The organism is Mesorhizobium sp. M0074 (assembly GCF_040322975.1).
In the GTDB taxonomy this organism is placed as follows: Bacteria; Pseudomonadota; Alphaproteobacteria; order Rhizobiales; family Rhizobiaceae; genus Mesorhizobium.
Genome location: NZ_JAMYUM010000005.1, coordinates 82,467 through 108,139, shown reverse-complemented (window position 1 = coordinate 108,139; position 25,673 = coordinate 82,467). Strand labels below are relative to the sequence as shown.

At 61.4% G+C, this 25,673-nt stretch carries 20 protein-coding genes; 11 read left to right on the top strand and 9 right to left on the bottom strand.

Annotated elements, in window-relative coordinates; all coding sequences use genetic code 11:
* Positions 1-76 precede the first annotated feature (76 nt).
* Positions 77-1,543: an alpha-glucosidase/alpha-galactosidase gene (locus tag NKJ73_RS08835; protein ID WP_352449637.1), complete on the bottom strand. Its 1,467-nt coding sequence runs from the start codon at positions 1,541-1,543 to the stop codon at positions 77-79.
* Positions 1,544-1,742: 199 nt separating this feature from the next.
* On the opposite strand from NKJ73_RS08835, the gene NKJ73_RS08830 reads away from it, so the two are divergent.
* The 6 genes from NKJ73_RS08830 (at position 1,743) to NKJ73_RS08805 (ending at position 6,956) form a co-directional block, all read left to right on the top strand.
* Complete coding sequence (locus NKJ73_RS08830) at positions 1,743-2,618, top strand: AraC family ligand binding domain-containing protein (protein ID WP_502897782.1); 876 nt, start codon at positions 1,743-1,745, stop codon at positions 2,616-2,618.
* Between the two features lie 369 nt (positions 2,619-2,987).
* On the top strand, positions 2,988-3,122 hold the full coding sequence (locus tag NKJ73_RS08825) for a hypothetical protein (RefSeq protein WP_352472518.1): 135 nt from the start codon (positions 2,988-2,990) through the stop codon (positions 3,120-3,122).
* Positions 3,119-3,556: a CBS domain-containing protein gene (locus NKJ73_RS08820; RefSeq protein ID WP_352569048.1), complete on the top strand. Its 438-nt coding sequence runs from the start codon at positions 3,119-3,121 to the stop codon at positions 3,554-3,556. The genes NKJ73_RS08825 and NKJ73_RS08820 overlap by 4 nt, the downstream gene beginning before the upstream one ends.
* A gap of 114 nt (positions 3,557-3,670) precedes the next feature.
* Complete coding sequence (locus NKJ73_RS08815) at positions 3,671-4,597, top strand: NADP-dependent oxidoreductase (RefSeq protein WP_352449638.1); 927 nt, start codon at positions 3,671-3,673, stop codon at positions 4,595-4,597.
* Positions 4,598-4,956: 359 nt separating this feature from the next.
* Positions 4,957-6,648 carry an FAD-dependent oxidoreductase gene (locus NKJ73_RS08810; RefSeq protein WP_031211893.1) on the top strand — a complete coding sequence of 564 codons (1,692 nt, stop codon included), beginning with the start codon at positions 4,957-4,959 and terminating at the stop codon, positions 6,646-6,648.
* Positions 6,645-6,956, top strand: coding sequence for a UBP-type zinc finger domain-containing protein (locus NKJ73_RS08805; RefSeq protein WP_352569047.1), 312 nt, complete (start codon positions 6,645-6,647; stop codon positions 6,954-6,956). The genes NKJ73_RS08810 and NKJ73_RS08805 overlap by 4 nt, the downstream gene beginning before the upstream one ends.
* Before the next feature lie 219 nt (positions 6,957-7,175).
* Here the strand turns inward: NKJ73_RS08805 and NKJ73_RS08800 are convergent, their stop codons facing one another.
* The 3 genes from NKJ73_RS08800 to NKJ73_RS08790 all read right to left on the bottom strand — a co-directional run bounded on the left by NKJ73_RS08800 (position 7,176) and on the right by NKJ73_RS08790 (position 11,503).
* Positions 7,176-8,345 (bottom strand): GNAT family N-acetyltransferase, encoded by a 1,170-nt coding sequence (locus NKJ73_RS08800; protein WP_023677168.1) that lies wholly within the window; start codon positions 8,343-8,345, stop codon positions 7,176-7,178.
* Entirely contained in the window at positions 8,342-9,337 is a 996-nt protein-coding gene (locus NKJ73_RS08795) for a sterol desaturase family protein (RefSeq protein WP_352569046.1), read from the bottom strand. The genes NKJ73_RS08800 and NKJ73_RS08795 overlap by 4 nt, the downstream gene beginning before the upstream one ends.
* Positions 9,338-9,574: 237 nt before the next feature.
* The gene (locus tag NKJ73_RS08790; RefSeq protein ID WP_352569045.1) at positions 9,575-11,503 is read right to left on the bottom strand and encodes a heparinase II/III family protein; all 1,929 of its coding nucleotides are present in this window, start codon (positions 11,501-11,503) and stop codon (positions 9,575-9,577) included.
* A gap of 116 nt (positions 11,504-11,619) precedes the next feature.
* Here NKJ73_RS08790 and NKJ73_RS08785 point away from each other — a divergent pair, with 116 nt between their 5' ends.
* Together NKJ73_RS08785 and asnB are read left to right on the top strand one after the other, a co-directional pair.
* Complete coding sequence (locus NKJ73_RS08785) at positions 11,620-12,861, top strand: glycoside hydrolase family 5 protein (RefSeq protein WP_352569044.1); 1,242 nt, start codon at positions 11,620-11,622, stop codon at positions 12,859-12,861.
* Positions 12,862-13,028: 167 nt separating this feature from the next.
* Positions 13,029-14,954, top strand: a complete 1,926-nt coding sequence (gene asnB, locus NKJ73_RS08780; RefSeq protein WP_352569043.1) for an asparagine synthase (glutamine-hydrolyzing) — start codon at positions 13,029-13,031, stop codon at positions 14,952-14,954.
* On the opposite strand, the gene NKJ73_RS08775 is transcribed toward asnB, so the two are convergent.
* Positions 14,928-16,046: a glycosyltransferase family 4 protein gene (locus tag NKJ73_RS08775; RefSeq protein WP_352569042.1), complete on the bottom strand. Its 1,119-nt coding sequence runs from the start codon at positions 16,044-16,046 to the stop codon at positions 14,928-14,930. The genes asnB and NKJ73_RS08775 overlap by 27 nt on opposite strands.
* A gap of 169 nt (positions 16,047-16,215) precedes the next feature.
* Between NKJ73_RS08775 and NKJ73_RS08770 the strand changes: the two genes are divergently transcribed.
* On the top strand, positions 16,216-17,655 hold the full coding sequence (locus NKJ73_RS08770; RefSeq protein ID WP_352569041.1) for a lipopolysaccharide biosynthesis protein: 1,440 nt from the start codon (positions 16,216-16,218) through the stop codon (positions 17,653-17,655).
* 44 nt (positions 17,656-17,699) lie between these two features.
* On the opposite strand, the gene NKJ73_RS08765 is transcribed toward NKJ73_RS08770, so the two are convergent.
* From NKJ73_RS08765 to wecB, 3 genes are read right to left on the bottom strand one after another with little or no spacing between them, the layout of a single operon-like run.
* Entirely contained in the window at positions 17,700-18,503 is an 804-nt protein-coding gene (locus NKJ73_RS08765) for a WecB/TagA/CpsF family glycosyltransferase (protein ID WP_031211886.1), read from the bottom strand.
* Positions 18,500-19,831 (bottom strand): UDP-N-acetyl-D-mannosamine dehydrogenase, encoded by a 1,332-nt coding sequence (gene wecC, locus NKJ73_RS08760; protein ID WP_352569040.1) that lies wholly within the window; start codon positions 19,829-19,831, stop codon positions 18,500-18,502. Before wecC ends, NKJ73_RS08765 begins: the two co-directional genes overlap by 4 nt.
* Positions 19,824-20,978, bottom strand: coding sequence for a non-hydrolyzing UDP-N-acetylglucosamine 2-epimerase (gene wecB, locus NKJ73_RS08755; RefSeq protein ID WP_352541699.1), 1,155 nt, complete (start codon positions 20,976-20,978; stop codon positions 19,824-19,826). The genes wecC and wecB overlap by 8 nt, the downstream gene beginning before the upstream one ends.
* A gap of 201 nt (positions 20,979-21,179) precedes the next feature.
* Here wecB and NKJ73_RS08750 point away from each other — a divergent pair, with 201 nt between their 5' ends.
* A complete protein-coding gene (locus NKJ73_RS08750; protein ID WP_352569039.1) occupies positions 21,180-22,622 on the top strand; it encodes a glucosamine inositolphosphorylceramide transferase family protein in 1,443 nt (480 codons plus the stop codon).
* A gap of 19 nt (positions 22,623-22,641) precedes the next feature.
* Here the strand turns inward: NKJ73_RS08750 and NKJ73_RS08745 are convergent, their stop codons facing one another.
* Entirely contained in the window at positions 22,642-23,952 is a 1,311-nt protein-coding gene (locus NKJ73_RS08745; RefSeq protein ID WP_352455347.1) for a VpsF family polysaccharide biosynthesis protein, read from the bottom strand.
* A 167-nt stretch (positions 23,953-24,119) separates the two neighbouring features.
* Between NKJ73_RS08745 and NKJ73_RS08740 the strand changes: the two genes are divergently transcribed.
* Positions 24,120-25,670, top strand: a complete 1,551-nt coding sequence (locus tag NKJ73_RS08740; RefSeq protein WP_352569038.1) for a GumC family protein — start codon at positions 24,120-24,122, stop codon at positions 25,668-25,670.
* Positions 25,671-25,673: the final 3 nt, after the last annotated feature.

Sequence of the window (25,673 nt, the reverse complement as noted above, 5' to 3'; positions counted from 1 at the left end):
CATTTCTCCTCGAACGAATGTACAGACGGGTGCGGAAAATTCTCCCGAAAGCTCGCCGCGATCCACCCGGTGAAATTCACACGGCCTGCTTGAGAGCCGTTTTTTCCGCACGCAATTCCTCGATCGAACGGACGTCGCGCCTTGCCGCACCGGCCCATTCGCGGGTCTTGATCCTGGATTTCGAAAGCCGTTCCTTCGCGGCCGGCACCGCATCGGCATATTGCGGCAGCCAGCGAGCCTGGGCGACGACCATTTCGTCCACCATTTGCCAAACCTCTTCCGGCGTCGAAACCGCGCCGACCAGCGGGTCGTGCAGGACCGCGAGCTTCAGCAGGTCGATATCGCCGGAGATCGCCGCATGAACCGACATGCGCTGGACGTTGATGGAGGAAATGCAAGTGGCGGCGCAGGCCTCCGGCAGCGTGATGCCGGAGGCCATGTTGATACCGAAGCGGTCGACGAAGCCGGGCGACTCGACGATCGCGTCCTGCGGCAGGTTGGTGATGATGCCGTTGTTCTTGACGTTGAAATGGCCGCGATAAACGCGGTTCGTCTCCAGCGCCTCGAGAATGTGGCTGGCATGCTCGTTGGAGCGCTTGGCGGGGTCTATCGGCCTGGCGGCGGATTCCAGAAATTGCGGGAACTCCGTTTCGAACCAGTTGCGTGTTTCGGTCGAATAACGAAGGTAGCCGCCGGTCTCGCCGTGGATCCAGTCGGACATGTCGATCCAGCGGGTGATTTCGTCCGGCCGCTTGCGATACCAGGGCAGGTATTCGGAAAGATGGCCGTTGCTTTCGGTCGAATAGACGCCGAAGCGCTTCAGGACATCGATGCGCAGCTTTTCCTGCTGCGAATAGACCGGATGCGCCTCGAAGGCGGCAACCAGCTCGTCCTTACCGATCTTGCGGCCGTTGAGACGCAGGTCGATGAACCAGGTCTGGTGATTGATGCCGGAGCAGACGTAGTCGAGCTCGGTGCGCGACTTGGCGCCGAGCACTTCGGCGATCTGGTCGGCGCCATGCTGGACGCCGTGGCAGAGGCCGACGGTATCGACCCTGCCATATTCGATCGCCGCCCAGGTGTTCATAGCCATCGGATTGGCGTAGTTCAGGAATTTCGCCCCAGGCTCGGCGACTTCGAGGATATCCTTGCAGAAATCGAGGATTACCGGAATGTTGCGCTGGCCATAGAGGATGCCGCCGGCGCAGATCGTGTCGCCGACGCACTGGTCAATGCCATACTTCAAGGGAATGCGGATGTCGTCCGCATAGGCTTCGAGACCGCCGACGCGAACGCAGCTGATGATGTAGCGGGCACCCTCGAGGGCAGCACGGCGGTCTGTCGTTGCCGTAACCTTGGTCGGCAGCCTGTTGAATTCGACGACCCTGTCGAGGATCGACTTGATCATCTGGAGGTTGCGCTCGCTGAGATCGGTCAATGCGAATTCGACATCCCTGAATTCAGGAACGCACAAAATGTCTGTGAAGAGCTTCTTGGTGAACCCGACGCTTCCCGCACCGATGATAGCGATCTTGAAACTCATCAGCCTCACCTCGACCTGATCGAACGCTGGGGCAAAGGCGGCGAAAAGAGGCCTGGCCCGCCTGCCACGCTATGCAGGCTGGAATCCAGCATTTCCTCCCATCCGCTCTTTGACCGCGGTTTCTTTTGCTTTTCTCAAGGGATTATGCGCCTTATTCGGCACGCGACCAGAGAAGGATTATGCTTTTAGGGGTAATTTTGTGCTGCGGAACTTGATCGACATCGGGCCGGCGGGCAGGACGGTATCGCTGCCGCGCGGGCGCCAGCGCCTACACACCATGCCGACAAGCACCGGCTATGAAGTGCGCGAGAACGAGGTCTACGACTGGGATGGGCGCAAGCGCGGCCTGACGCCGTTTACCGTGCTCCAGCATACGATCAGCGGCGCCGGCCGATTGCGCTACGAGAACCGGAACTACCGCCTGCAAAAGGGCGACACTTTGCTGGTTCTCGTGCCGCACAACCACCGTTACTGGCTGGCCAAGGGCGAACGCTGGGAGTTCTTCTGGATATCGATGAACGGCGAGGAGGCACTGCGCATCCACAAGTCGATCCTTGCCGCCGTCGGTCCGGTGCTGCGGCTGCAGCCCTCGACGATCGATCATCTGGCTGATTGCAGTGTGCGCCTGATCACGGGCGCGGTCTCGCCGGGAGCCGCCTCGGCCGTCGCCTATGAAGCAGCCATGGCGCTCTACGACGATGTCTTCGGCTCGCATGCCGTCACAGACGACAAGAGCGCCATGCAGCCGGTCATCGATCACATCAGGGCCAATCTCGACAGGCCGCTCCGCGTTGCCGATCTCGCTGAGATCAGCGGCCTGAGCCGCGCGCATTTCTCGCGCTGCTTCGCCGAGAGTGAAGGTCTTCCGCCCGCCGAATTCGTGCTGCAGCAGCGACTGCAGCGCGCGGCGAAGTTGCTCACGAAGGCCGATTTCCTGCCGGTCAAGGAAGTCGCCATCATGTGCGGCTTCGAGGATGCCAATTACTTTTCGAAGGTCTTCCGCCGCCTCTACGGCATCAACCCGACGCAGTTCCGCACCAACGGAATGTATGCCAGCCTGGGAACCGCCCGATAGATTGGCACCGCGCGTGGCGTCGGAAGCGGGAACGCTTTTGCTTCCCCTTGGTTTAGGACAAGAGAGCCTGATCGCCGCTGCCGCACCCCCGCTCTTGGCGGAGATCAGGTCACAGTTGTCAGGGGAGTGACCGATGAACAATCCCGATCCGAATAACCCGAATCCACTGCCGGACAATCCCAATCCGGAGCCGGCCCGGCCGCCTGCCCCGCCGGAGACTCCGCCGGGAGAACCTCCAGGCGTACCCCCGCCCTCGCCGGATCCAATTCCGACGCCGGACCAGGAGCCGATCGGAGTTCCTCCCGGCACGCCTTCCGAAATTCCTTCGGAACCGACCTTTCCCGGGCCGACCGCCTGAAGGGCGGTCGGGTGGAGGATGGCAAGGGTGATTTCGGCGAAGCGCTCGAAACGGGTCTTGCCATGGAACGTTTTGCGCTGGCGCTCATTCACCCTTTCATCATGGAAACCGGCGGCGGGCCCTGCAACCAAGGGAGGTTAAAATGAAAGTCGGCAACTGCATGACAAAGGACGTCGAGATCGCCAGTCCGCAGCAAACCCTGCGCGATGCGGCAGAAATGATGGGTCGCCTCGACGCCGGCGCAATGCCGGTGGGCGAGAACGATCGGCTTGTCGGCATGGTAACCGATCGCGACATCGCAATCCGCGGCGTCGCCCAAGGCAAGACACCTGACGCCAAGGTACGGGAAGTGATGAGCACCGAGGTCAGGTATTGCTTCGAAGACGAAGACGCGGAGGATATTCTGCGTAACATGGCTGACCTGAAAGTGCGCCGCTTGCCGGTGCTGAACCGCGACAAGCGCCTGGTCGGCATCGTTTCGCTGGGCGACCTCGCCACCAACAGCGAGACGGCGACAGCAGGTGAAGCGCTGAGCGGCATCTCGCAACCCGGCGGCGAGCATTCGCAAACGATACACTGACGGCGCACCACCGGCCGGCCTTTGCTACGACCGAACCGCCGGCTGGATAGACGCCGGCCCTGCCGGCGAAACTGTTCAGAGCGAACTGGACTGCAACCCGACGAGGAGCAAGCCATGATTACGATGAAGGCCGTCCGAATCCACGATTTTGGTGGACCGGAGGTTCTTTCGCTGGACGCGGTTCCGTTGCCTCAGCCGCATGACGACGAGGTCACGCTCAAGGTCTACGCGGCAAGCGTCAATCCCGTCGACTACAAGGTTCGCGAGGGCTCTTCGGGCGCGGATCTGCCCGTCACGCTCGGCCGCGACGTATCCGGCGTGGTGGAACTGTGCGGCACGCGGGCCCATACGCTGAAGAAGGGCGATCCGCTATATGCCATGCTCGGCAACGACCGCGGCGGCAACGCCGAATATGTCGTCGTCAAGGCAACGGAGGCGGCGGCGAAGCCGCAACGCTTAAGCCACGCCGAAGCCGCCGCCGTGCCACTTGCGGGCCTTACCGCGTGGCAAGGCCTTTTCGATCACGGCGGCCTCAAATCCGGGCAGCGGGTCCTTATCCATGGCGGCGCCGGCGGCGTCGGTCATCTGGCGGTGCAGTTCGCAAAGGCCGCGGGCGCGTTTGTCGCGACGACCGTGTCCGCGCAGGATTTCGATTTCGTCCGCGCGCTTGGCGCCGACCAGGCGGTCGATTACAAGAACCAGCGCTTCGAGGAGCTTGTCGAGGACGTCGACCTCGTCTTCGACCTGGTAGCGGGTGAAACACAGGACCGCTCGTGGGACGTGCTCAAGCCCGGCGGGACGCTCGTCTCAACGCTTTCCGAGCCGTCGGCGGAGAAGGCCCGCCTGCATCGGGCTCGCGGCGTTTCCTATTTGACCAAGCCGAACGCGGCGCAGCTTGCCGAGATCAGCCGCCTCATCGACGCCGGGAAGGTCAGGCCATTCGTGCAGGCAATCTATCCTCTTGAGGAAGTCGCCAGGGCCGAGGAACAGCTCGAGAAGCAGCATACGCGCGGCAAGATTGTGCTTCAGGTAGCTGCCTGAGCACTCGCCGAACAACAGGCCGCAGGCCAGTTTGCGGAGTGCTCGGACACAGGCCGTTTTCTGCTGTCCAGAAGCCCGGCGGCCGAGAGTTTGACACAGGACGGCCCGCCGGGCCTGGCCGGCTTAGGCAGGTGCCGGCTGAAGCAGCATGCGCCGGGTTTGCCGGGATGCACAAATCAAACAAATCAAGGAGATGCAACGGATTTTGAGGCACGTCGCGACGACATCGTCGCACGGCCGCCGTCAGTTAACTGCGAAGCGAAGGACACAGCGTTTACCGACAGGCGGGCTAGGTTCCTACCGGCCGCAAGCCGCAAAAACCGCTTCAAACTGTCGGAAACCGGCGATAGGTTCGAACCATGTCTCAACCCGCCAATCCGATCTCCATTGCCCGTCGCGATCAGATGTTTCCAGTGCTGGCTGAGGCAGAACTGGACCGCATGGGCCGTTTCGGCGAAGCCGTGTCCTATGCTGCAGGCGAACAGATCGTCAAAGCCGGCGAGCTGGCGCCCGGTCTGATCGTGGTCCTGTCCGGCAAGGTGGATATCATCCAGGGCGGCAGCTTCGGCCGGCGCGAAACAATCGTCACGCACGGTGCAGGCAATTTCGTCGGCGAGTTGGCGCAGCTTTCAGCCCGACCCTCACTAGTGGATGTGGAGGCGGTCGAGCCGGTCGAGGCGCTCGTCATCCCCTCGCAAAGGCTGAGGGACCTGATGGTGCAGGAAGCAAACCTCGGCGAGCGCATCATGCGGGCGCTGATCCTGCGCCGTGTCGGCCTGCTCGAGAGCGGCACAGCCGGCCCGATCATTGTCGGACCGGTCGACAGCGGCGACGTTTTGAGGCTGCAAGGTTTTCTGGCTCGCAGCGGTCAGCCGCATCGCGTTCTCGATTCGGCTGCCGATCCCTGCGCCAGGACCCTGATCGAACGCTTCCATGTCGATATCCACCATTTGCCGATCGTGCTCTGTCCGAACGGCAAGCTGCTGCTCAATCCCGGAGAGAACGAGCTTGCCCGCTGCATCGGCCTGGTGAGGCCGATCGACGCCGGCAAGCTGTACGACGTGGCCATTGTCGGCGCCGGACCGGCCGGCCTCGCGGCGGCCGTCTACGCGGCTTCCGAAGGGTTGTCGACGATCGTGCTCGATTGCCGTGCCTTCGGCGGACAGGCGGGTGCCTCCTCGCGCATCGAGAACTACCTCGGTTTTCCGACCGGCATTTCGGGAATGGCGCTGATGGCGCGCGCTTACAACCAGGCGCAGAAATTCGGCGTCGAGATGGTGATACCGGACGAGGCGAAGCTGCTGGGCAGCGCAAGCGACACGTCCGGTGCCCACTACACGCTCGCCGTCGGCGGCGGGGAGACCGTGCGGGCACGGTCGGTGGTGATCGCCAGCGGAGCGCGCTATCGCCGCCTCGACATGGCAAACCTGGCGCAATTCGAGGGAACCTCCGTGCATTACTGGGCTTCGCCGATCGAAGCGCGGCTTTGCGCCGGGCAAGAGGTAGCCCTTGTCGGCGCCGGCAATTCGGCTGGTCAGGCTGCCGTCTACCTGGCGGCGCATGTGAAGAAGGTATGGCTGCTGGCGCGCGGCAGCAGCCTCGATGCGAGCATGTCGCGCTATCTGGTGGAGCGCGTCAGGGCACAGCCGAACATCGAAGTGCTGGCTGAGACGCAGATTGCGGCACTGGAAGGCGACGACGGCAATCTTGGCAAAGTGCGCTGGCGCAACCGCGACACCGAGACAGCACGTCCGATCCGCCACCTCTTCCTGTTCATCGGCGCCGATCCGAACACCGACTGGCTGGCGCAATGCGGCGTGGCGTTGGACGCGAAGGGCTTCGTTCGCACCGGGCCTGACATTGGCCAGGAACGTGGTGCACTGGAGACGAACCGCGGCGGGGTGTTCGCCATCGGCGACGTGCGCTCCGGCTCGATCAAGCGCGTCGCCGCTGCCGTCGGCGAAGGCGCCCAGGTGGTTGCAGCGCTGCATGCATATCTCGCGCGAAACGGCAGTCTCGCCGTGGCGCCACAACTGGTCAGGAGCGTATGATGGCAGACGAATGCAGGCACGCCGGGGACATTCGCGACGTGACACCGAGCGCGCTCGGCTGCGAGGAATGCCTGAAGAGCGGTTCGCAGTGGGTGCATCTGCGGCTCTGCCGCACATGCGGCCATGTCGGCTGCTGCGACGACTCGCCCAACCGTCATGCCACCAAGCATTTTCGGGCAACCGGCCATCCTGTCATCGAAGGCTACGATCCGCCGGAAGGTTGGGGATGGTGCTACATCGACGAAATCTTCCTCGACCTCGGCGACCGCACCACGCCGCAAAGCGGTCCGATACCGCGCTTCATTTGAGCTTTTTGCGAGCGGGCCGCTACAGCAATTCCAGGAAAAGTGTGAACGGTTTTCATCCGGAATTGCGTCAAAACAAAAGATGGAGCTGTTCGGCGTTTCCGTGAAACGATGAACCATTCTAAAGCATGTCGCGCAAAAGTGCAGCGGTTTTGCGATAACGACATGTATAAAACAAGAATCTAAAGCGCGTCGCATGAGGCCGATCGAACGCGACGCGCTTTAGTCCAAGGCTGCTTCGGCTTGAGCGGGCGTATCGCGTCCCTCTGGTGGTGCCGATGACCGCTCGCGCATATGCCTGACGGTCTGGAGGACACGATCGGCAAGAAATGCAAGCGCGCCCTGTGCCGTGCGCGTCCCGATGACGGATTCCAGCGTAACCGCCTGCGTTGAGAATTTGTGTTTGAACGACTCTGCGCCACAGAGGAAATCGACCATGCTCAAGCCGTGATCGATCGACCACTGCACGTAATCCATCAACAGGATCACACCCGGCGACGCCCGGCCGAAATCCGGATCGAACGTCGTCACGAAGGCCATCATCACGTCGTGCTGGACGAAGTTGATCGACACCGCGACCATCACGCCATTGCATTCGAGGACGAAGATATGCAGCACGCCGGCGCGCGCCAACGCATCGACGAGCGCGGCGAGTACCGGCACGCCCTCTTCGAAGAGGTCTGATTCACGCATGCGCTCGGTCAGCCATTTCCGCTTCAAGGCCGCGAGGCGCTCCAGTACCGGTTGCAGCGGCTCGTCGGGCGCAAGCAGGCGAAATCTCACCTCTCCGGTTTCTTCCAGCGCTTTGATGCCGCGCCGATAGTTCTGGCGCGTCTTTTTCGACTGGTCCGCCAACCATGCCGCTCCGCTTTCCCATTGTCCGGCAACGCGATAGCTGACTTCCGTTCGGTGAAAGTGACGAAGCCTGATGCCGCCGGAAGCTCCCGGCGTGAAAATTTTGCGGGCCGCCGCATCCGGCGAGAGACGACTGATCAAGGCAAGATCGAAGCCACCTGCATCGCAGAGTTGGGTCCATAGCTCCTGCAGCGCCGATAACGAGCATTCCGGAGCAACGAGAATATCCCCATAGTCGGTATAGCTGCCGGCCGCCCATTCGAGAAACCGCAGCCCCCTGCGCCTGCCGATCGCCAGCGGAACGACAGCAACGAGTCTCTCGCCCTTCCAGACCAGGCCGATCCGCAACGCGCGCTGGTCACGACGTTGTACGGTACTCCACCATGCCGAAATCCAGGCATGGCTTTGAAAGATGAGCCCGTCGGTACGATGCCAAAGCTCCATCCAAGCGGCTTCGACCGCAGCCAGGCGATCCGCCGAACGGACGATTTCCAGGCGCTCCGCGCCTAGGACGTCGATGGAAACAGCGGTGTTCATGAAGGAGAACTGTCCTGTGGCTGCGCGACCACATTGGGCCGTCTGTGAAACAGTCGCATGACATGCCTTGCCATCTTCTTGAGCGGCAGGATGTAGAGCCCAAAGATCGACTGGTAATCGCGCACATCGCGATCGACCAGGCCAAATTTCAGGTCTTCATCCGGCTCCGGGACAAATTGCGTTCCGAACAGACGATCCCAGAACGAAAAAAGCAGGCCGAAATTCTTATCGTAGTGACGCGGGTCGATGCTGTGATGCACCTGGTGCCAGTGCGGACACAGGATGATGTTGTTCAACGGGCCGAACGATATCTTGAGATGCGTATGGCGAACAAAGTCCATCATCAGGATGTTGCGGATGACGTAGACGTTGATGCCGAAGATAGCGACCTCTACCGGATCGAGTGCGATCAGGCTCCAGACACCGAAGCAGATGCCCGGGATGACGCCATCCCACATACGGTTCATCAGATCGTCCAGCGGATGAACCCGGTCCTTGGTGATCCCCACCATCACTTCGGCCGAATGATGCACCTTGTGCAATTCCCACAGGAACGGGAAACGGTGCTGGGCGACGTGGTAGAGGTAGTATGAAATATCATAGGCGACCAGCATGGTTGCGGTGAAGATGACGATCGTCACCGGTCCCGCCGGGCCGCCGAGAAGCGGCGCGTGGATGTTAAGGAGCCAGCCAATTGCCTCGCGTGTGCCATAGCCCACCGCGACGACGAAGGTGACGCCGGCAGGAATAAGCAGGAAAGGCATCATCGCCCGTTTCGTGATCCAGAACAGGGCGTCGGCTCGCGCCGACGGGTGCAGGATGACTTCCTGTGGGAAGGCGAAGTCGAAAAAGTCCCTGAGGGACTTATGTTCGGCAGTTCGCCAGTAGGCGATCACCGCGCTGCCCAGTGCGGTGAGGAGAAGCAGGCCGAGCGTGGTCAGATTGACGTTCGAAAGCTTTTCCACAATCGCTCTGGCAAATTCGGAAAACATTGATGCAGCGGCTCCTGGTCGTAAGAAGGCAGTCTGGGGTCGTAAGAAGGCGATCTGGCGAATAGCAAAGCACAAAATTCCCGCCAAACTCGCTACGCCGCCTGCAACCAGTGGCTGTTGCGGGCGCAGCGGGCAAAGCAGGCTGGATGGTGCGAGACTAGCAGATCAACGGTAACGAAACCGCTAAATGTCCAAACGTAATTAATGTCGAATACGGCCGGAACTCGCCCGGCAACTCTACGTTGGCACCGGTTTTTGCTGTTGCGGCGGGTGAATTGGGGCAAGATGGATATCGATTCCGGCTTCGCCCACTTCACCGTGCCAGGCGAGGCGTTCGGCTTGCTGCCTGGTGCCAAAACGCAGTGAAACCCAACCGCCTTGGCCCGGCATGTCACCGCCGGCGCCGATATCGAGCGCAGCATCAGGAAAGCGGATGGCCAACAGTACCTCGTCGCCGCGCAATACCGTGACCGTCTCTTCGTGCCGATCGGCATGGAGGCCGGCGGCCAGTTGGAAGACGATCTCGGACTGGCGCCTGCCGCCGAGCAGTTGGTCGGTGATGAGGATGCCATCGGCCTGGCGCGCCAAAGTGCGCTGATGCACGACGCCGAAGCGGCTTCTATAGCCGTCATGCCGGGCGCTCAGCCTCCAGTGCGGTCCCGGCTCGCTCTCCACCAGCGCTGCGACTGCCTTGTGCGACCAGTTGAAATTTCCAGCGATGGTGCTTTGGCTCTCGCCCTCGATGTTCAGCGTGTTGTGCGCCGGTGTGGAGCGAAACCAGTCGCGCCATGCGCCTCCCGAACCGTAGAGCCAGGTGCCGGGATCGACCAGCACCGGCTCATCGTCGATGCACAGGGTGAGCGACAGCGCGTCGGCATGGCCGTGCGCCGCTATCGAGAGATAGCCGAGCGGCCCATGGTCGAACGTCAGTTCGACATTGCGGCCATTCATTGCTCCGCGCCAGACGGAGAGCCCGCCTTGCGTGAATGTCTGCAAGCCATCCACCGCGGACGCCGGGCCTGACGGCGCACCAAAGAAAAGCGAACGAAAATCGTCAGGCTCCGGCGCGTTGCCCGGCGTCCCCAGTAAGCCGTTGATGGCGGCCGCGACGGATCGGATATAGTTCGGCTCGTCGCCCAGCTTCAGCACATGGCCCTCATCGTCGTCGCCGAAGCGGGCGGCTTTCTGTGGCAGCCAGCCGACGAAATTGGCGAAGGCGCCCAGACGCGCTTCGACGGCCGAGGGAAACGGCGTTCCCGCCTGGCGTGCCGCGGCGGCGCACAGCAAGATGAGTTCGGCGCTGAAGGCTGCATAGGTCGGCGTTTGCTCGGCACCGGCGCCGTCGGCAAGAATCTGCTTGTGCGCCTCATTTAAGAGGGCGCTGCGGGCAATTTCGGATTCGGCCCCGAGCGCCAGGCCAACCAGATATTCGCCAGCCAACTCTGCGACGAGATGATTGTTGGCGGAGGAATATCGCGACGGAAACCGCGGCAGCCAATAGGCGCTTGCCGCGAGTATCTCACCAGCTTTCCGCAGCGTCGCCGGGTCAAGCCGGTCACCGATAAGGTCCAGGGTGACGATCAGGCTGATGGCTCGCAGCGCTACTTCGATGCCGGAAGCCCAGCAAATGCCTCGGAACGGCGGATTGGCGGAATGCCAACTGCCGATTGCCGCCTCAATGGTACTCCGGGATCGATTGTCCTCGCTGAGGAGCAGGTGTGCAGCCAGTACTGGCAATTGCTGCAGCCGGTTGATCTCCCAGACATATTTTATATCGCCAAGGTCGCCGCCATCGCGAAAATCGATATCGAACGTATGAGCCTCGGCGCCAGGCCAAAGCCTGCCGGTTACCGGATCAAGACGCCAAAGCTCAGCAGGAAACAAAAGATCGGGCTCACGCTTTGGCCATGTCCGCCCGAGTGCCGAAAACCGGCCATGCAGCATCTCTTGCGCGGCCGCCGCTATGGACTGCCGTTGAGCGTCGGTCGCTGCCAGCGCAGCATGGCGAAATCCAGGCAGCACTGGGTGCAACTGCGGCGATGGATAGCGCTCCCACCCATCATCGCGGCGGCGCGACGCGATCCTTCGACGTTGCTCGCCCAGCCGGTGCAACACCTCGGCCGGTCCCATGCTGCGCAATCGGTTGATGTACCAGCCGATTCTCATGCACGCCCCGTCAACGTTTCGGTCCTTGTATACCATGCCGTCGAAAAGCTGCGGGCCGGCAATCTTCTTTCCCGTTCGTTGCGGTTAATATCTCCCGCGAGCATGCGGAGGGAGCGATGCGAAAAGCGGTGTATGTTGTTGCCTGGGTGCTCGTCTTGCTTGTGGCGGCCGAGGCAGAGCCCGTCCCTCTCAAGCGCGGCGTTGGCGTGCATCAGTGGCTCAACTGGTCGCCGGTGGAGAAAGACGGAACCTACGTTTGGCCGCCCTATCGCAGCGAAAAGGAGTGGCTTGCGGAAAGCAGGCCGCTCACTGACCGGCCGGCCGGGGAGGTGTTTGCCCACATCCGATCGATGGGCTTCGACTTCGTCCGGCTGAGCGTCGATCCCGGCCCGCTGCTTGCCAGCGGGGACGCCAAGCGGCAGCAGGCGCTGGACATACTTGCCGCCGCCGTCGAGCGGATCACGTCGACCGGCCTCAAGGTGGTTTTCGACCTGCATGGCGTCACTCAGATTCCCGACTACAGCATGGAGATGATCTATGGCGGCGCCGACAGCGAGGGCGTTGCCCGCTATCGTCAAATGGTTGTGGCGGTCGCCGCCACGCTGGTCAAGATAGGCACCGACAAAGTCGCCCTCGAACCTTACAACGAGCCCGCGTACTACCCTTGCGATGCGAGCGGCAGCGATCACTGGCAGCGGATCATGGCAGGGACCGTCCACGACATTCGAGCGGTCAGCAGCGAACTTACCATCGTTGCAACCGGCGCCTGCGGCGGCAGCATTGCCGGATTGGTCAACCTCAGCCCCAGCTTTGATGACCCAAACCTCTATTACAGCTTCCATATGTATGAGCCGCACAGCTTCACCCACCAGCGGCCCGATGACACGATCAGCTTTGCTTCGGGACTTCCCTGGCCGGCCGACAGCAGTACACCCGAAGTGGTGACCGAAACCCTTAGAGCACGGATGGAAGCTGCCGGCTTGAGCAGGGTCGAGCAGGTCATGAACATGGCCACCGCGCGCCAAGCAATCGCGAACTATTTCGAGCAGAACTGGGGCCAGAGCCAACTGGAGGCGAGCTTTCGCCAGGCTGTCGACTGGGCTGAAGGCCATGGCATTCCCAGCCGGCGGCTCTTCATGGGCGAATTCGGCGCTATCCTCATGTCCGCGGACGGCCGCATGGGCGCCTTTGAGGCCGACCGTTCGCGCTATCTCAAGGCAGTGCGCCGAGAGGCCGAACGCTTCGCTATCCCATGGTCTGTCTGGGAATTCTCCAATCCCTATGGGATGAGCCTCATCCCGCCCGATGGTCCCCCGGTTCCCGACCCGGAGATGCTGCAGGCATTGGGCCTGCCATAGGTGCCGTCACTCGCCCTCACCAGCGAACAACCGGTGGCAACCCCTGACCGCCAGGCTCGATCGAGGAACGGCCCGTGGCAGCTTTCTCCCGGTTGGGTTGTATTGGCACGAAGTGTTTAACACATTTGTTGTACTGAATTGAGGAATGCGCGCGCCTAGGGGGAACAATGTGTGGAATTGCCGGATGGATCGGTCGAAGGGCTAAAAATCCACAAGAGCGGGCCGCCAGAATGTCAAACGCATTGCGGCATCGCGGTCCCGATGCCGAAGGCACCGAGATATTGGACCTGAATACCGGCGAGCAACAATTGGCATTGGTCCATCGCCGCCTGGCGATCATTGACTTGGCGCCTGAGTCAAATCAGCCGATGCAGATTGAGGACGGCCGTCTCAAAATAATTTTCAACGGAGAGATATATAACTACATCGAGTTGCGCCAAGAACTGATCGGCCTTGGCCATCATTTTCGAACGCGCTCCGATACCGAGGTGCTGCTCCGAGCCTACGATCAATGGCGCTTGTCCATGTTCGACCGGCTGAGCGGCATGTTCGCCTTTGCACTCTGGGATGCTCAGAGGCAGGAATTGATCCTCGGCCGGGATCCCTTCGGGGAAAAGCCGCTTTACCTCATGCAAAGCGAAAGATTGCTGCTGTTTGCCTCGGAGATCAACGCATTGTTGTCGGCGCAGCAAGATGCGCAGCAACTCGATCTGGATGCGGTGGACGAGTATCTGAACTGGCGTTATGTGCCGGGACCACGCACGCTTTTTAAACAGATCCGCAAGCTCAATCCCGGAAGCTATGCTGTCTGGTCGCAAGGGGTGGTCAAGGAAACGCGCTACTATACGCCTCCGGATCAGGCGGCCCTGACCGAGCGGATCGACGGAAAAACCGCCAAGAAGCGATTTCTGGAACTGCTCGACCATTCCGTCGAGATCAGGATGCGCAGCGATGCACCTTTTGGGGCCTTTCTCTCCGGAGGACTCGACTCCTCGGCTATCGTCGCCCTGATGGCCAGGCATAGCGCCACGCCCATTCGCACGTTTTCCGTCGGGTTCGACGACGCAGCCTATAGCGAACTTGGATTCGCCCGGCGCGTTGCCGATCATTTCAAGACCGATCATTGCGAACTTGTCATTCAGCCAGGCGATCTGATGGATCACCTGCCCGCGATGGTTCGCCAACGCGGGGGACCTGTTTCGCAAAGCAGCGATATTCCAATTTACCTGATGTCGGAGCGCGCCTCGCAGGACGTCAAGATGGTGCTCACCGGAGAAGGAGCCGACGAGATTCTCGGCGGCTATCCCAAGCATCGCGCGGAATCACTGGCCGGGATCTACCAGTCGCTTGTTCCAGCCTCGCTGCACGATAACGTCCTTTCCCCTTTGGTACGCGCCATGCCGGGCGCGTCGGCCAAGGTCGATACGTTTGCCCGCACCGCCGGCGAAAGGGACTTTGCCGCCCGGATGGTCTCCTGGTTTGGAGCCGTTTCGGCGCAGCAGCGCGCTTGCCTGATCGGCGCGTCCGCAAATCGCCGTTATGAGCGCAACGACTTTCCGTTCTCGTCAAGCGCTGCGGCTTCCCATCTTCGCCGCGTGCTGTTTTTCGATCAGACATCGTGGCTGCCTGACAATCTACTGGAACGAGGCGACCACATGATGATGGCCGGTTCAATCGAAGGAAGAATGCCGTTCCTCGATCGAGACCTGGTTTCATTCGTCAGCAAATTGCCCGATCGCTACAGGCTGGGTTGGTTGCACAGCAAGCAGATCCTGCGCGACAGCATGGCCAATATCCTCCCAGAGGAAATTCTCAGCCGCCGCAAGGTCGGGTTCAAGGTACCGGTCGCCGAATGGTTTCGCGGATCGATGAGGAACTACGTGCATGACCATCTTTGCTCGCCTCACTCCGTCATTCGCAGCTATCTGAGTCCGAAACAGCTAAATCAATTCGTCTCGGAACACACCACGCGTGCTGCAGATCACGAAAAGCTGATATGGGCGCTGTTGAATTTGGAGATATTCCACCGCGAATTCAGGCTTGAAGCGCCGCCGTCATCATCGGCGTCAGCGCTTGACCGGTTGACGGCTTGACGCCGCCGACCGCCAGACATCGCAGATTGCGCCGACAAACGGGGCGAGCTCAAGCCGTTCCCGATGCACGGCCATGGCACCGGCACCAAGCTTTGCCCGCAGTGCCGGGTTCTCCACGAGGCGGCTCAGCGCCTCGGTCAACGCTGTAACATCGCCTGGCGGCACCAGCAGCCCGGATTGCCCGTCGGTGATTATGTCTTCGACGGCGCCAACCGGGGTCGCCACCACCGCCAAACCGGCTGCCATGCCTTCGATCACCGACATCGGCAGATTTTCGGCGAAGGATGGAAGAACCAGAATATCGGCCGAAGAAATCAGCGATGCGACATCGTCCGGTCCCACCCAACCCGGAAAGGCGATCCGGTCTGCAATCCCCAGCGCGGCCGATTTTGCCCGTGCCGCCTCGACTTCGCCATCGCCGGCAATCGTGGCGCGCCAATTCTTGACAGGGCTCATGCGGTGCAGTGCCTCGAGCAATTGCGGTACGCCCTTGCGGTCGCCGATGCGGCCCAGGAACAGGATATGCACATGGTCGCCGCCGCCGACATGCCCCAGCGACGGGACTTCGGTCGCATTGGGCACGATCACGATATTGCCGGCTGCGCCCGGCGCCCGGCTGGCGACGAAATCGCGCCAAAGCCTGCCCAAAACGATCACCCGATCGGCATGCTCGAACAGAGCTTTGATAAGGCGGCTTATGAAACCGCGGTCGGCTTTCCAGAATGTCTGATACTGCGCCCCGTGCAAATGCAGGACATAGGGTATCGACAGCAGCCGTGCGCAGGCGGCGATCACCATCTTGCGGTAGGTGCTGCCGGAAACTGAGATGTTGATATGAATGACATCGGCGCGTCCAGCCAGACGCGCTTTAAGCATCCGTAAGCAAAAACCGAGCATATAGAAGATCGAAAGTCCGACATGCCCCGGGCCACGACTGGCAAGGAAGCACACATCGATGTCGGCGATTTCTTGCCGTTCGAACTCCTGCTTCAGCGCCCCCATGATGCGGTCGATGCCGCCCTGCCCCGAAACGCCCGAGGGCGTCGCGACCAGGACATGTATTTTTCGATCGGATATGAGGCGCTGCAACATGATGGTACTCTAAATAACACAGACCGGGTAACTGCAAAGCAAACGTTCCCGATAAGGTTTACGGCAAATCTTTTAGTTCAAACTGAATCTGTTCACCCTTCGGCGTCATCGGGCTGGATTTTCCGCCAGTCGGCGGCTAGTCGAAGGTGAGTTTTCCAGGGACACGCCCTTGCTGCTCCGTTCCACGCTCATTTATGCTCCGGCGATCCTGCTGACGCGAATTTCGGCGCTGCTCCTGCTGGTCGTCGTGACGCGTTTGATCGACCAGACCGAGTATGGCCTGCTCACCCTGGTGGTGACCGTCGGCGAAATGACCGACATTGCCGTCACCAACTGGCTGCGCATCGCCTTGCTCAGGCTTGGCGGCAAGGGCGAAGTCAGCCGCGGCAGCCTGATGCTGGCCGGGCAGGTGTTGCTTGCCACCACGGCACTGGCGCTGGTCATATCGGTAGGCGCGTCGGCGGTGATCGTGCCTGAACGCTGGGTCGAGTTCGCGATCGCAGTCTGCGGCTATCTGGTCGCCGGGTCCATCAGCCGCTTCGCGTTGACGGTGCTGCAGATGCAGCAGCGCCATTCGGTCTATTCGATGCTCGAAGCCCTGCGTGCCCTGCTGCAACTCGCGCTGCCGATCGGCGCTATCCTTATCTTCCAGGATAGCTTTCTGACGGTATCGCTCGGCTCGAGCTTCGGCGCCTTGATTGCCGGCATCGTGGCGGGCATCATGGCATCGCGACGGCTCGTTGCCGGTCCGCCGCGCTTCACCCACAGGGACTTCTTTGCGCTCGGTGTGCCGCTGATCATCATGGCGCTGGTAGGCTTCGGGCTCAACAGCGCGGAGCGTCTGTTCCTCAAGATCTATTACGATGCCAGCGCTGTGGCGATCTTCGCCGCAGCCTATGCGCTGGCCCGCCAGCCGATCGACATGGTCGCCAACGCCATCAACATGGGCGCCTTTCCCGAGGTGGTCAGCCGGTTCGACGAGGATGGGCCCGCGGCGTCGGGCCGGCTGCTGTCGCAACTGATGGCGCTGATGATGCGGCTTTGCCTGCCTATTGCAGCGATGCTGGTCGCGCTCAGCAGCGATATCACCGAGCTTATGCTGCCCTCGCAATATCACGGCCGCTTCGGCCTGCTGTTTCCGATCATTGCCTTCAGCGTGCTGTGCGCCAACCTCACCAGCTTCGTCTATGGCGTCGTGGTGCACGCGCACAAGCGGCCGTGGCTGCTGATCATCGCCAATCTCTTCGGCTCGGTGGCAACAATCGCATTGTCCCTGCTGTTGATCCCCCCGATGGCGGAGATCGGCGCCGCTTTGGCGCTGGCGGGCGGCTCGGTGGTGGGCTCCATAACCTGCATCATCATCAGCGAGCGGCTCACACCGGTGCCGGTGCCATGGCGCGACATCGGTGTCTCGGTGGTCATCTCGCTCAGCACGGGGGTGGCCGCCAAGCTTGCCAGCATGGTGCCCGGCGACGTGCCGGCAATCTTCTCGCTTGTCGCCGGCGGCACTGCCGGTGCTGCGGTTTTCTTCGGGCTGACCTCGTTGTTCCACCCTGTGGCAGCGACGCAATTCGTCGCCCAGCTGCGGGCGCGGCTACGGATCGCGTAAAGCGAAGTCCAGGGTCAACGCCTGTTTTGTGGGGGAACGCGAAACTATAAACCGGCGTTTCGGCGCCAGCGACGCTCCCAGAACTCCCGGCACAGCAGTCCCGCATAGGCAGTGTTGGTGTCGTAGTAGCGGCGCCACAAGCGTCGCGGCTCCTGGACGACGCGGAACAGCCACTCCAGGCCGGCCGCTTGTATCAGCTTCGGCGCACGGGCAACCTTGCCCCCATAGACGTCGAAACTGCCGCCCACGCCCATCACGAAGCTTGAGGCGAGTTCATCGCGGTAGCGTTTGAGAAAGCGTTCCTTGCGCGGTGTCGGCATGGCCACCAGCAGGCAGTCGGCGCCCGAGGCGTTGATCGCCGCGACGATCCCGGCCTCGTCCTCCGGCTTGAAATAGCCGTTGCGCATTCCCGCTATGACGAGGCTCGGATGGTCCTTGGCAAGTCTCACTACAACCGCGTCGAGAACGTGCTGTTCGGCCCCCAGCAGATACGGCCTGAATCCACGCTTCGCGCAGAGGCTCAGCAGATTGATCATGATGTCGACGCCCGCCACCCGCTCGGGCAGCGCGACGCCGCACAGACGTGCACCCCAAAGCACGCCGATGCCGTCGACATTGACCACGTCCGCCCCGGCCACGTCCTCGCGCAGCTCGGCATTCTGGCGCATGGTCACCAGCTTGGCGACGTTCACGACCACATGATGCAGCGGCCGCCCCAGGGTCATCGCCTCGTCGGCGATGGCCAGTGTCTCGGCCATGGTCAGCGCATGGATCGGTGCACCAAGGAACTCCCGGCGCCGTGATGCCAACAGGGAATGCTGCGCCCATGCCGGGGCGTGCGCGTTCATGCGGCCTGCTCCCTTGCAAGCGTCACTTGTGCGACCTCTGGTTTCTTGCCTTCGATGCGGGCGTCGGGCTTGCGTGCCTTGCGCCACGTCCACAGACCCCTCGTATCGACGAGCTTCTTGTCCTTGAGCGCTTCGGGGTCGACCAGATTGAACTGCCGATGGTCGACCAGGAGGACGACGATATCGGACTTGTCGATGGCCGAAAGTGCGTCGGTGAACACGATGCCCCTGCCCTCGAGCTCATGCGGCAGCGCATTTGTGTTGGGTTCAGCCGCAATGATCTTCACATTGGGGTTATCGGACAGAAGCTTCACCACCTCGACGGCCGGGCTCTCGCGCAGATCGTCGATATTGGCTTTGAAGCTGAGGCCAAGACAGGCGATCGTTTGCTTGCGGGAGGGGTCGAGCAAGGCCTCGATATCCCTGACCACCGACATCGGCCGCTCGGAATTGATCCGGCGTGCCGAAGCCATCAGCCGCGTGCTGTTGGGTGCGGCGTCGATGATAAAATATGGATCGACCGCAATGCAGTGACCGCCGACGCCCGGGCTCGGCTGGAGGATGTTCACGCGAGGGTGTCGATTGGCGAGATCGATCACTTCCCATACATTGAGCGACAGATCCTGACACACGGCGGCAAGCTCGTTGGCAAAGGCGATGTTGACGTCGCGGAACGCGTTCTCCGTCAGTTTCACCAGCTCAGCACTTTCGGCCGTTGTCATGAACAGGTCGCCGGTGACGAAGGTCGAATAGAGTGCCGCGGTCCGCTCCGACGATTTGCGGGACAATCCGCCGATCGAGCGATCGTTGTTGATCAGCTCGGTCAGCACCTTTCCCGGCAGCACACGCTCGGGCGAATAGGCGACCAGCACATCGGCGTCTTCGCCATGCTGGACAGGAAATTTGAGATCGGGCCGCAACTCGGCAAGCAGCCCGGTCATGATACGCGTGGTTCCAACCGGCGATGTCGATTCCAATACCACAAGGTCTCCCCGCTTCAGCACGGGGGCGATGCTTCGTGCCGCCGCGAGCACGTAGGTCACGTCCGGCTTATGATCGTGGGTCATCGGGGTCGGCACGGCGATGATATAGGCGTCCGCCGGCTGCGGCGTGCTGTAGGCCATGAGCTTGCCGTTCGCCACGACCTTCTGGATCAGACCGTCAAGGTCCGGCTCGACGATGTGGATTTCGCCGCGATTGACCTTCTCGACCACCGCTCCGTTGACATCGACGCCAATGACGTTGAGCCCGCGGCTGGCGAAAATGGCGCAGGTCGGCAGGCCGATATAGCCCATGCCGATTACGGAAACGGTTTTGATTTCAGCCATGATGCAGCAGTTCCTCAACAATCCGGTTACTGGCCCGGCCATCGCCATATGGGTTGTGTCGTTCCGCCATGCCGCGATAGGCAGCCTGATCGTCGAGCAGGCGATTGGCGTTGAACAGGATTTTCTCGACATCGGTGCCGACAAGGCGGGCGGTGCCGGCCACGATCCCCTCGGGTCGCTCGGTATTTTCGCGCATCACCAGTACCGGCTTGCCGAGCGAAGGCGCTTCTTCCTGCACGCCGCCGCTATCGGTAAGCACCAGATAGCTCTGCTTCTGCAGGTACAGGAACGGCAGATAGTCCTGCGGCTCGACCAGATGGATGTTCGGCACGCCTTCCAGCTCTGCGTTGACCACCGAGCGCACATTGGGGTTTGGATGGACAGGGTAGACGATCTGCACGTCTCCGCGCGCCGCCAATCCCTTCAACGCCGTACAGATGCGCTGGATGCCGCCGTCGAAATTCTCGCGGCGATGTCCGGTGACGAGGATCATCTTCTTGGAAGGGTCGAGGAAGGGGAAGCTGGCAGCGAGCTTCGCGTTCATCAGCCTGTCGGCATCGATCGCGCTTGAAAAATGCAACAGCGTGTCGATCACCGTGTTGCCGGTCACGAAGATGGTGCTTTCGGCCTTTCCTTCGGCGATGAGATTGTCGCGCGCTTGAACGGTCGGCGCAAAATGCCAGGTGGCGATGTCGCCGGCAATCTTGCGGTTCAGTTCTTCAGGAAACGGCGAGTTGATGTTGTGGCTGCGCAATCCTGCTTCGACATGAGCGACGGGGATACGCTTGTAGAAGGCAGCCAGCGCCGCGGCCATCGCCGTGGTGGTGTCGCCCTGCACCATGACGATATCGGGCTTCGCCTTGTCCAGCACCTCGGCCATGCCTAGGAGCACGCGCGAGGTCACATCGAACAGCGACTGGCCGGGTTGCATGATGTTGAGATCGTGGTGCACAGGCAAGCCGGTCAGTTCGACAACCTGGTCGACCATTTCACGATGCTGGGCGGTTATGCATATTTCGGTGATGAAGCCTGGATGAGCAAGGGCGGCACGCGCCACTGGAAAGCATTTGAGTGCCTCCGGCCTAGTGCCGAACACAATCAGCAGTTTCTGCCTGGATGGCAGTTTTGGACGTGAAAGGACGTTCATCGCTGATCCTGGTCGCCTGCAGCCTTCGGGACATACCGACTATTGCCCGCAAGAGCCATAATAGCGCCGGAAAGCGCCTTCGTGATCTCAATTCTTAATATATGATTAACAACCAAGGCCGCGTTCTCCCGGGTTAACTCTTGTGAAAGGTTGGGCTGACAAGTAGTCTATGGCAGTAGTCTTGAAAAAGAATATATTGGATTGACTAATATTTTAATCATCGGCCACGCCGACGCATCCCGGCGCTGGGAAAATGAGCTTCTGGCGCGGTTGAGTGCGGCTGGACATGCGGTTTCGAGTTGCCGCGCGCCGACGCCTGAACCCAATGCGCGCACGATGGACAATGTGCTGGCGCTCGAGGGCCGGCGCTTCGGCCCCTCACTGGCAAGCCGTTCCCGGCCGTTGCCGTCCGGCGACACCGGCCCAGTCGATCTTATGGTCGATCTCACCGCTACCGCCGCACGACGGGGCACGCCTGTCCTGACGCTCGAATTTTGCGGCCAAAGCAGCTTTGCCGCGGGCATGACCGAGATGCTGGCGAGCGGGCGGTTGCCCGAACTCACCGCGCGCCTCGACGGCGTTGCCGTCGCCACGGCGCGGCCGATGATCAGCGACCGGTTGTGGCTATCCCGAACCAGCAACGACCTGCTCGCCGGCGCCATCTCCCTGATTGCCCAATGTGTCGCCCGCTTTTCCGCGGGCAAACTTGCGCCGATTGCCGAGAGCCCGGCGCCGCCCCTGCAGAAAGGCGGATTTATCGGGCACTATCTGTCCTTTTTCGGCAGGGGGTTGGTCGACCGCGCCGTGCAAAAACTGCGACGTGGTCGGCGCCCCTTCTATTGGCAGGTTGCTTATCGGCTGATCGACGGTCCAGGCGTCGCCGAAACCGGACAGCTGGATGGTAAGCCGTTCACCGTGCTTGCCGATGACGGGCAGCGCTTCTACGCCGATCCGTTCGTTCTCGAGCGCGACGGCCGTCATTTTCTGTTTGTCGAGGAGTTTCCCTACTCCACCGGCCGCGGGGTGATTTCTGTCGCTGAACTTGGCACCGACGGCACTTTCGGCGTGCCGAAAGTGGTGCTGGAGGAAGCGCATCACCTGTCATATCCGCAGGTGTTTGCTCACTCCGGCGAGATTTTCATGATCCCTGAAAGCGCTACGGCGCGAGAACTGGTGCTCTACCGTGCCGAGCAGTTTCCGGATCGCTGGGTACGCGATACTGTGCTGATGACGGACAGGGATTTCAACGACGCCACGCTGCTCGAATCCGACGGTCGCTTCTGGCTGTTGGGGACTGAGCGGTTCGGTCACGGCAGCGCGTCCGACACGATGGCCGTCTATTCCGCCCCGGCGCTGCGTGGGCCGTGGGCTGCGCACGCGCTCAATCCCGTCGCAGTCGACCACTCCGCCACTCGGCCGGGCGGCGCCTTTATCCGCCAGGGCGACGCTTTGCTGCTGCCGGTGCAAAACGGGTCTAGAGCCTATGGCGGCGGCCTGGGATTGATGCGGCTGGATCGGCTTGATGATTTCGACGTCCGTTTTGAACTGCCCCGCTCAATCGATCCCGGGCCGGCATGGGCTCGGTCCGGCATTCACACGCTCAATCGCGCGGGCGGTGTCGAGGTCGTGGACAGCGCCGGCTGACCGGATCCGAGGTCCGTGCTTAACGAGATCCAGCCGGGTTTGGGCTGGATGCAGCAGCCGAAGGCATGCTCTCGAGCGAGCCTCCATGGGGCTGCTTCCTGTAGGCAAGCAGCAACACCACGATGATCGTCATGTCCGGCGTTTTTGACGAAAGCGCGTTGTTTGACAGCGCGGCAAGCAAGAACGTTATGGTGCCGATCCATGCCGGCAGCGGCGCCCCGCGCAGCAGCCGGAAGACGAACCAGAATATCAGCGCTGTAAACAGCAGGGCTATGGGCAGGCCGAAGAGCAAGATAATTACCACCGGCGCGCTTTCGATGTAGGGCAGATGCAGCTTCTGCCGGACGATCGCCAGCAGGTCGTCAACGTTCATGCCGAACAGGATGTCGTTCCAGCTGACCAGTCCGAACACCTGATAAATGGTCACCCGGGCCATGAAGTTTTCGTCGAAGATGGTGTTGCTGAACCGATTCAGCAGACCGCCCGCAAACAGTACCGCTACGAGCACCGCGCCACCCGTCACGGTGAACATCAGCACGACAAATTTGGCCTGCCGCTCATATTTGAGCGACAGGCCCGGCCAAGGCACGAACAGCAGCAGAATGAGGATTTCGCCGGTGGCGAGCATCAGCGCGGCGCGAGCGCCCGATGCAGCGCAACCGATGAACAACAGGAAGATCGCCATCACCCGCGCCCATATGCGCCAGTGCGTCAGCGGCACGAATCCGATGGTTGTGGCGCAGAGCGCGCCCAGTGCCAGCGGATGGGCCGACAGGCCAGTTGGCCTGAATTGCAGTTCGTTCAACCCATAGGGCAACAGCCGATGTTGAGTCACCGCCTCGATGGTGCCGATGACAGCGCTCAGGATCGCCATTCCAAGCACGACGTCCCCCAGCGCCCGCCGCACCTCTGCATTCAATGCCAGCATCAACAGGCCTGTGGCGCCGGCCACCAGATAGGTATCGATGATGAACCCGGAGGAGCCCGCACGGCCGGTAACGAACAGATAGGGCACCAGCGCGAACATCAGCACCGAATAGCGGATCAACGCCTTGAATATTCCAATTTCGTCGCCGTGCAGCAGAAACGGCCGGCTGAAAAGAACGATAGGAAGCAGCAGGATGATCGCATAGGTGCCGAAATGCAGCTTCTCGTAGAACGAGCCTCCCTGGGCCGTATAGTCGACGACCATGTTCATCACCTGCGGTGATACCGTAAAGCGAAGCAGGAGCGCGAACGCTGCGCATAGGAAAAACAGCAGCGACAGCGCGTTCTGACGGCGCGCTCGGCTGGACGATAATCGTTCCGAAGCGGCAGCGGGATAGCTCATGGCCCATCCAAATGGCGATATTCGAACGGCATTCTGGGCAACGAAATCCCTTCAACGTCCGCCAAGCGGACCGTGTGAACGGCAAAATGGGCCAACTTGGAAAATAAGATGTTAACGATGTTTCTGTAGAGCAGGCCAAGCGTAATGATTTAACAAGGGTTGTCACCATGTCTGCCGGTTCCGGCACACCCCCTATCTCCGCAACGGCTTCCAATAACAGTGCATTCGAGCGCATCGCCAATGCACGGCGCAGGGCATTGCTGCAACAGCATGGCCCAGTCGCGGCGCTAAGCTCCGCGCCGGTGACGCCGCAACCTCCAGAGCCTGTCGCGACTGTGACCCTGGACAAGATCGGCGATTTCCTCGAGCTCGATTTTCGACGCCTGTTCGTGTGGCTGCGGGCCGGCCTCGCCCTGGCCTTCATGCTGGCGGTAATCGGGGGCATTGTCGGTGGCGCGTATGCATTGCTGAGCAAGCAGCGTTACACCGTCACGACCGAGGTTCTCATCAACCCATCCAATTTGCAGGTTGTGGAAAACGACCTCTACTCGCAACCGGGCCAGGTCGATAGCCAACTGCTCAGCACGCGCAGCAAGCAGCGCATCCTGACCTCGGGCAACGTGCTTTCCCGTGTGGTGGACGAACTGAATCTGACTCACGATCCGGAGTTTTTCGATCCGGACCGGAGCACATCCTCATCTGGCGCTGTGGCGAAGCCCGACCCGAGGCTCATCGCCTTGAAGAACCTGGCGGACCGGGTAGACGCCATCGCGGACCCGACCTCGTTTGTCACAACCCTCTCGGTATCTGCGGAAACCACCGCCAAGGCGATCCTGATCTCGCAGGCCATAGTCAAAAACTTCCAGGAAGAACTGGCCAAGGCCGAAGCTGCCGGCGCCAGCCGTGCCGCGGCTGCCCTTGACAGCCGGCTTGGCCAACTCAAGAGCGACGTGCAGGCAGCCGAAGAGAAGGTCGAGAGCTACAGGCGCAGCCACAACCTGTCGTCCAGCAATGGCCAGCTCGTCAGTTCGCAGACGCTGACGCAGCTCAACGGCGAAATCGTCGATGCGCAATCGCGCGTGATCGCCGCGCAGGCAAGTTACGACGCCCTGGTTGCCTCCGGTATCAATGGAGCCAATCCCGACCCCACGGTTTCGGAAGCGCTCGCAGCGCTGCGCGACAGGTCAAACAGCCTGCGGCAGCAGATCGATTCACAGTCGATGACATTCGGTCCTCGCCACCCGACGATTGTCAGGCTCCGGACAGAACTCGAGACCGTCAACTCGCAACTCCGGGCCGAGTTCTCCCGCACCATCGGCACGGCAAAGGCCAGCCTGGACAAGGCCAGGGCCTCGTTGGCTTCTCTCAACGCCAGGATGAACGATCTGAAGAGCAATGTTTTCACCGACAGCGAGTCCGAAGTCGCCCTGCGTGAACTTGAACGCGATGCCGCCTCGAAGAGAGCCGTCTATGAGAGCTTCCTGTCACGTGCGCGCCAAATCAGCGAGCGCGAGCAGATCGACACCACAAACGTACAGGTGATTTCGACCGCGGTGCCCCCGCCAGCGCGCTCATGGCCCCCGCGCACTGTCCTGGTGGCAGGCGCAGGAGCGTTCGCAGGCTTTGCCCTGGGCATGCTGCTGGCCATCGGGATGGGCATCCTCCGGGACATGCGCCGGCCGCCGAACCGATCAGGCCTTGCCGCCGGCCGAGCCTGAAGC

What these genes read in the sequence shown, in the direction of transcription:
- NKJ73_RS08835 (WP_352449637.1), bottom strand. Translation starts at nt 1,543, where the DNA reads ATGAGTTTCAAGATCGCTATCATCGGTGCGGGAAGCGTCGGGTTCACC.
- NKJ73_RS08820 (WP_352569048.1), top strand. Translation starts at nt 3,119, where the DNA reads ATGAAAGTCGGCAACTGCATGACAAAGGACGTCGAGATCGCCAGTCCG.
- NKJ73_RS08815 (WP_352449638.1), top strand. Translation starts at nt 3,671, where the DNA reads ATGATTACGATGAAGGCCGTCCGAATCCACGATTTTGGTGGACCGGAG.
- NKJ73_RS08810 (WP_031211893.1), top strand. Translation starts at nt 4,957, where the DNA reads ATGTCTCAACCCGCCAATCCGATCTCCATTGCCCGTCGCGATCAGATG.
- NKJ73_RS08805 (WP_352569047.1), top strand. Translation starts at nt 6,645, where the DNA reads ATGATGGCAGACGAATGCAGGCACGCCGGGGACATTCGCGACGTGACA.
- NKJ73_RS08800 (WP_023677168.1), bottom strand. Translation starts at nt 8,345, where the DNA reads ATGAACACCGCTGTTTCCATCGACGTCCTAGGCGCGGAGCGCCTGGAA.
- NKJ73_RS08795 (WP_352569046.1), bottom strand. Translation starts at nt 9,337, where the DNA reads ATGTTTTCCGAATTTGCCAGAGCGATTGTGGAAAAGCTTTCGAACGTC.
- NKJ73_RS08790 (WP_352569045.1), bottom strand. Translation starts at nt 11,503, where the DNA reads ATGAGAATCGGCTGGTACATCAACCGATTGCGCAGCATGGGACCGGCC.
- NKJ73_RS08785 (WP_352569044.1), top strand. Translation starts at nt 11,620, where the DNA reads ATGCGAAAAGCGGTGTATGTTGTTGCCTGGGTGCTCGTCTTGCTTGTG.
- asnB (WP_352569043.1), top strand. Translation starts at nt 13,029, where the DNA reads ATGTGTGGAATTGCCGGATGGATCGGTCGAAGGGCTAAAAATCCACAA.
- NKJ73_RS08775 (WP_352569042.1), bottom strand. Translation starts at nt 16,046, where the DNA reads ATGTTGCAGCGCCTCATATCCGATCGAAAAATACATGTCCTGGTCGCG.
- NKJ73_RS08765 (WP_031211886.1), bottom strand. Translation starts at nt 18,503, where the DNA reads ATGAACGCGCACGCCCCGGCATGGGCGCAGCATTCCCTGTTGGCATCA.
- wecC (WP_352569040.1), bottom strand. Translation starts at nt 19,831, where the DNA reads ATGGCTGAAATCAAAACCGTTTCCGTAATCGGCATGGGCTATATCGGC.
- wecB (WP_352541699.1), bottom strand. Translation starts at nt 20,978, where the DNA reads ATGAACGTCCTTTCACGTCCAAAACTGCCATCCAGGCAGAAACTGCTG.
- NKJ73_RS08745 (WP_352455347.1), bottom strand. Translation starts at nt 23,952, where the DNA reads ATGAGCTATCCCGCTGCCGCTTCGGAACGATTATCGTCCAGCCGAGCG.
- NKJ73_RS08740 (WP_352569038.1), top strand. Translation starts at nt 24,120, where the DNA reads ATGTCTGCCGGTTCCGGCACACCCCCTATCTCCGCAACGGCTTCCAAT.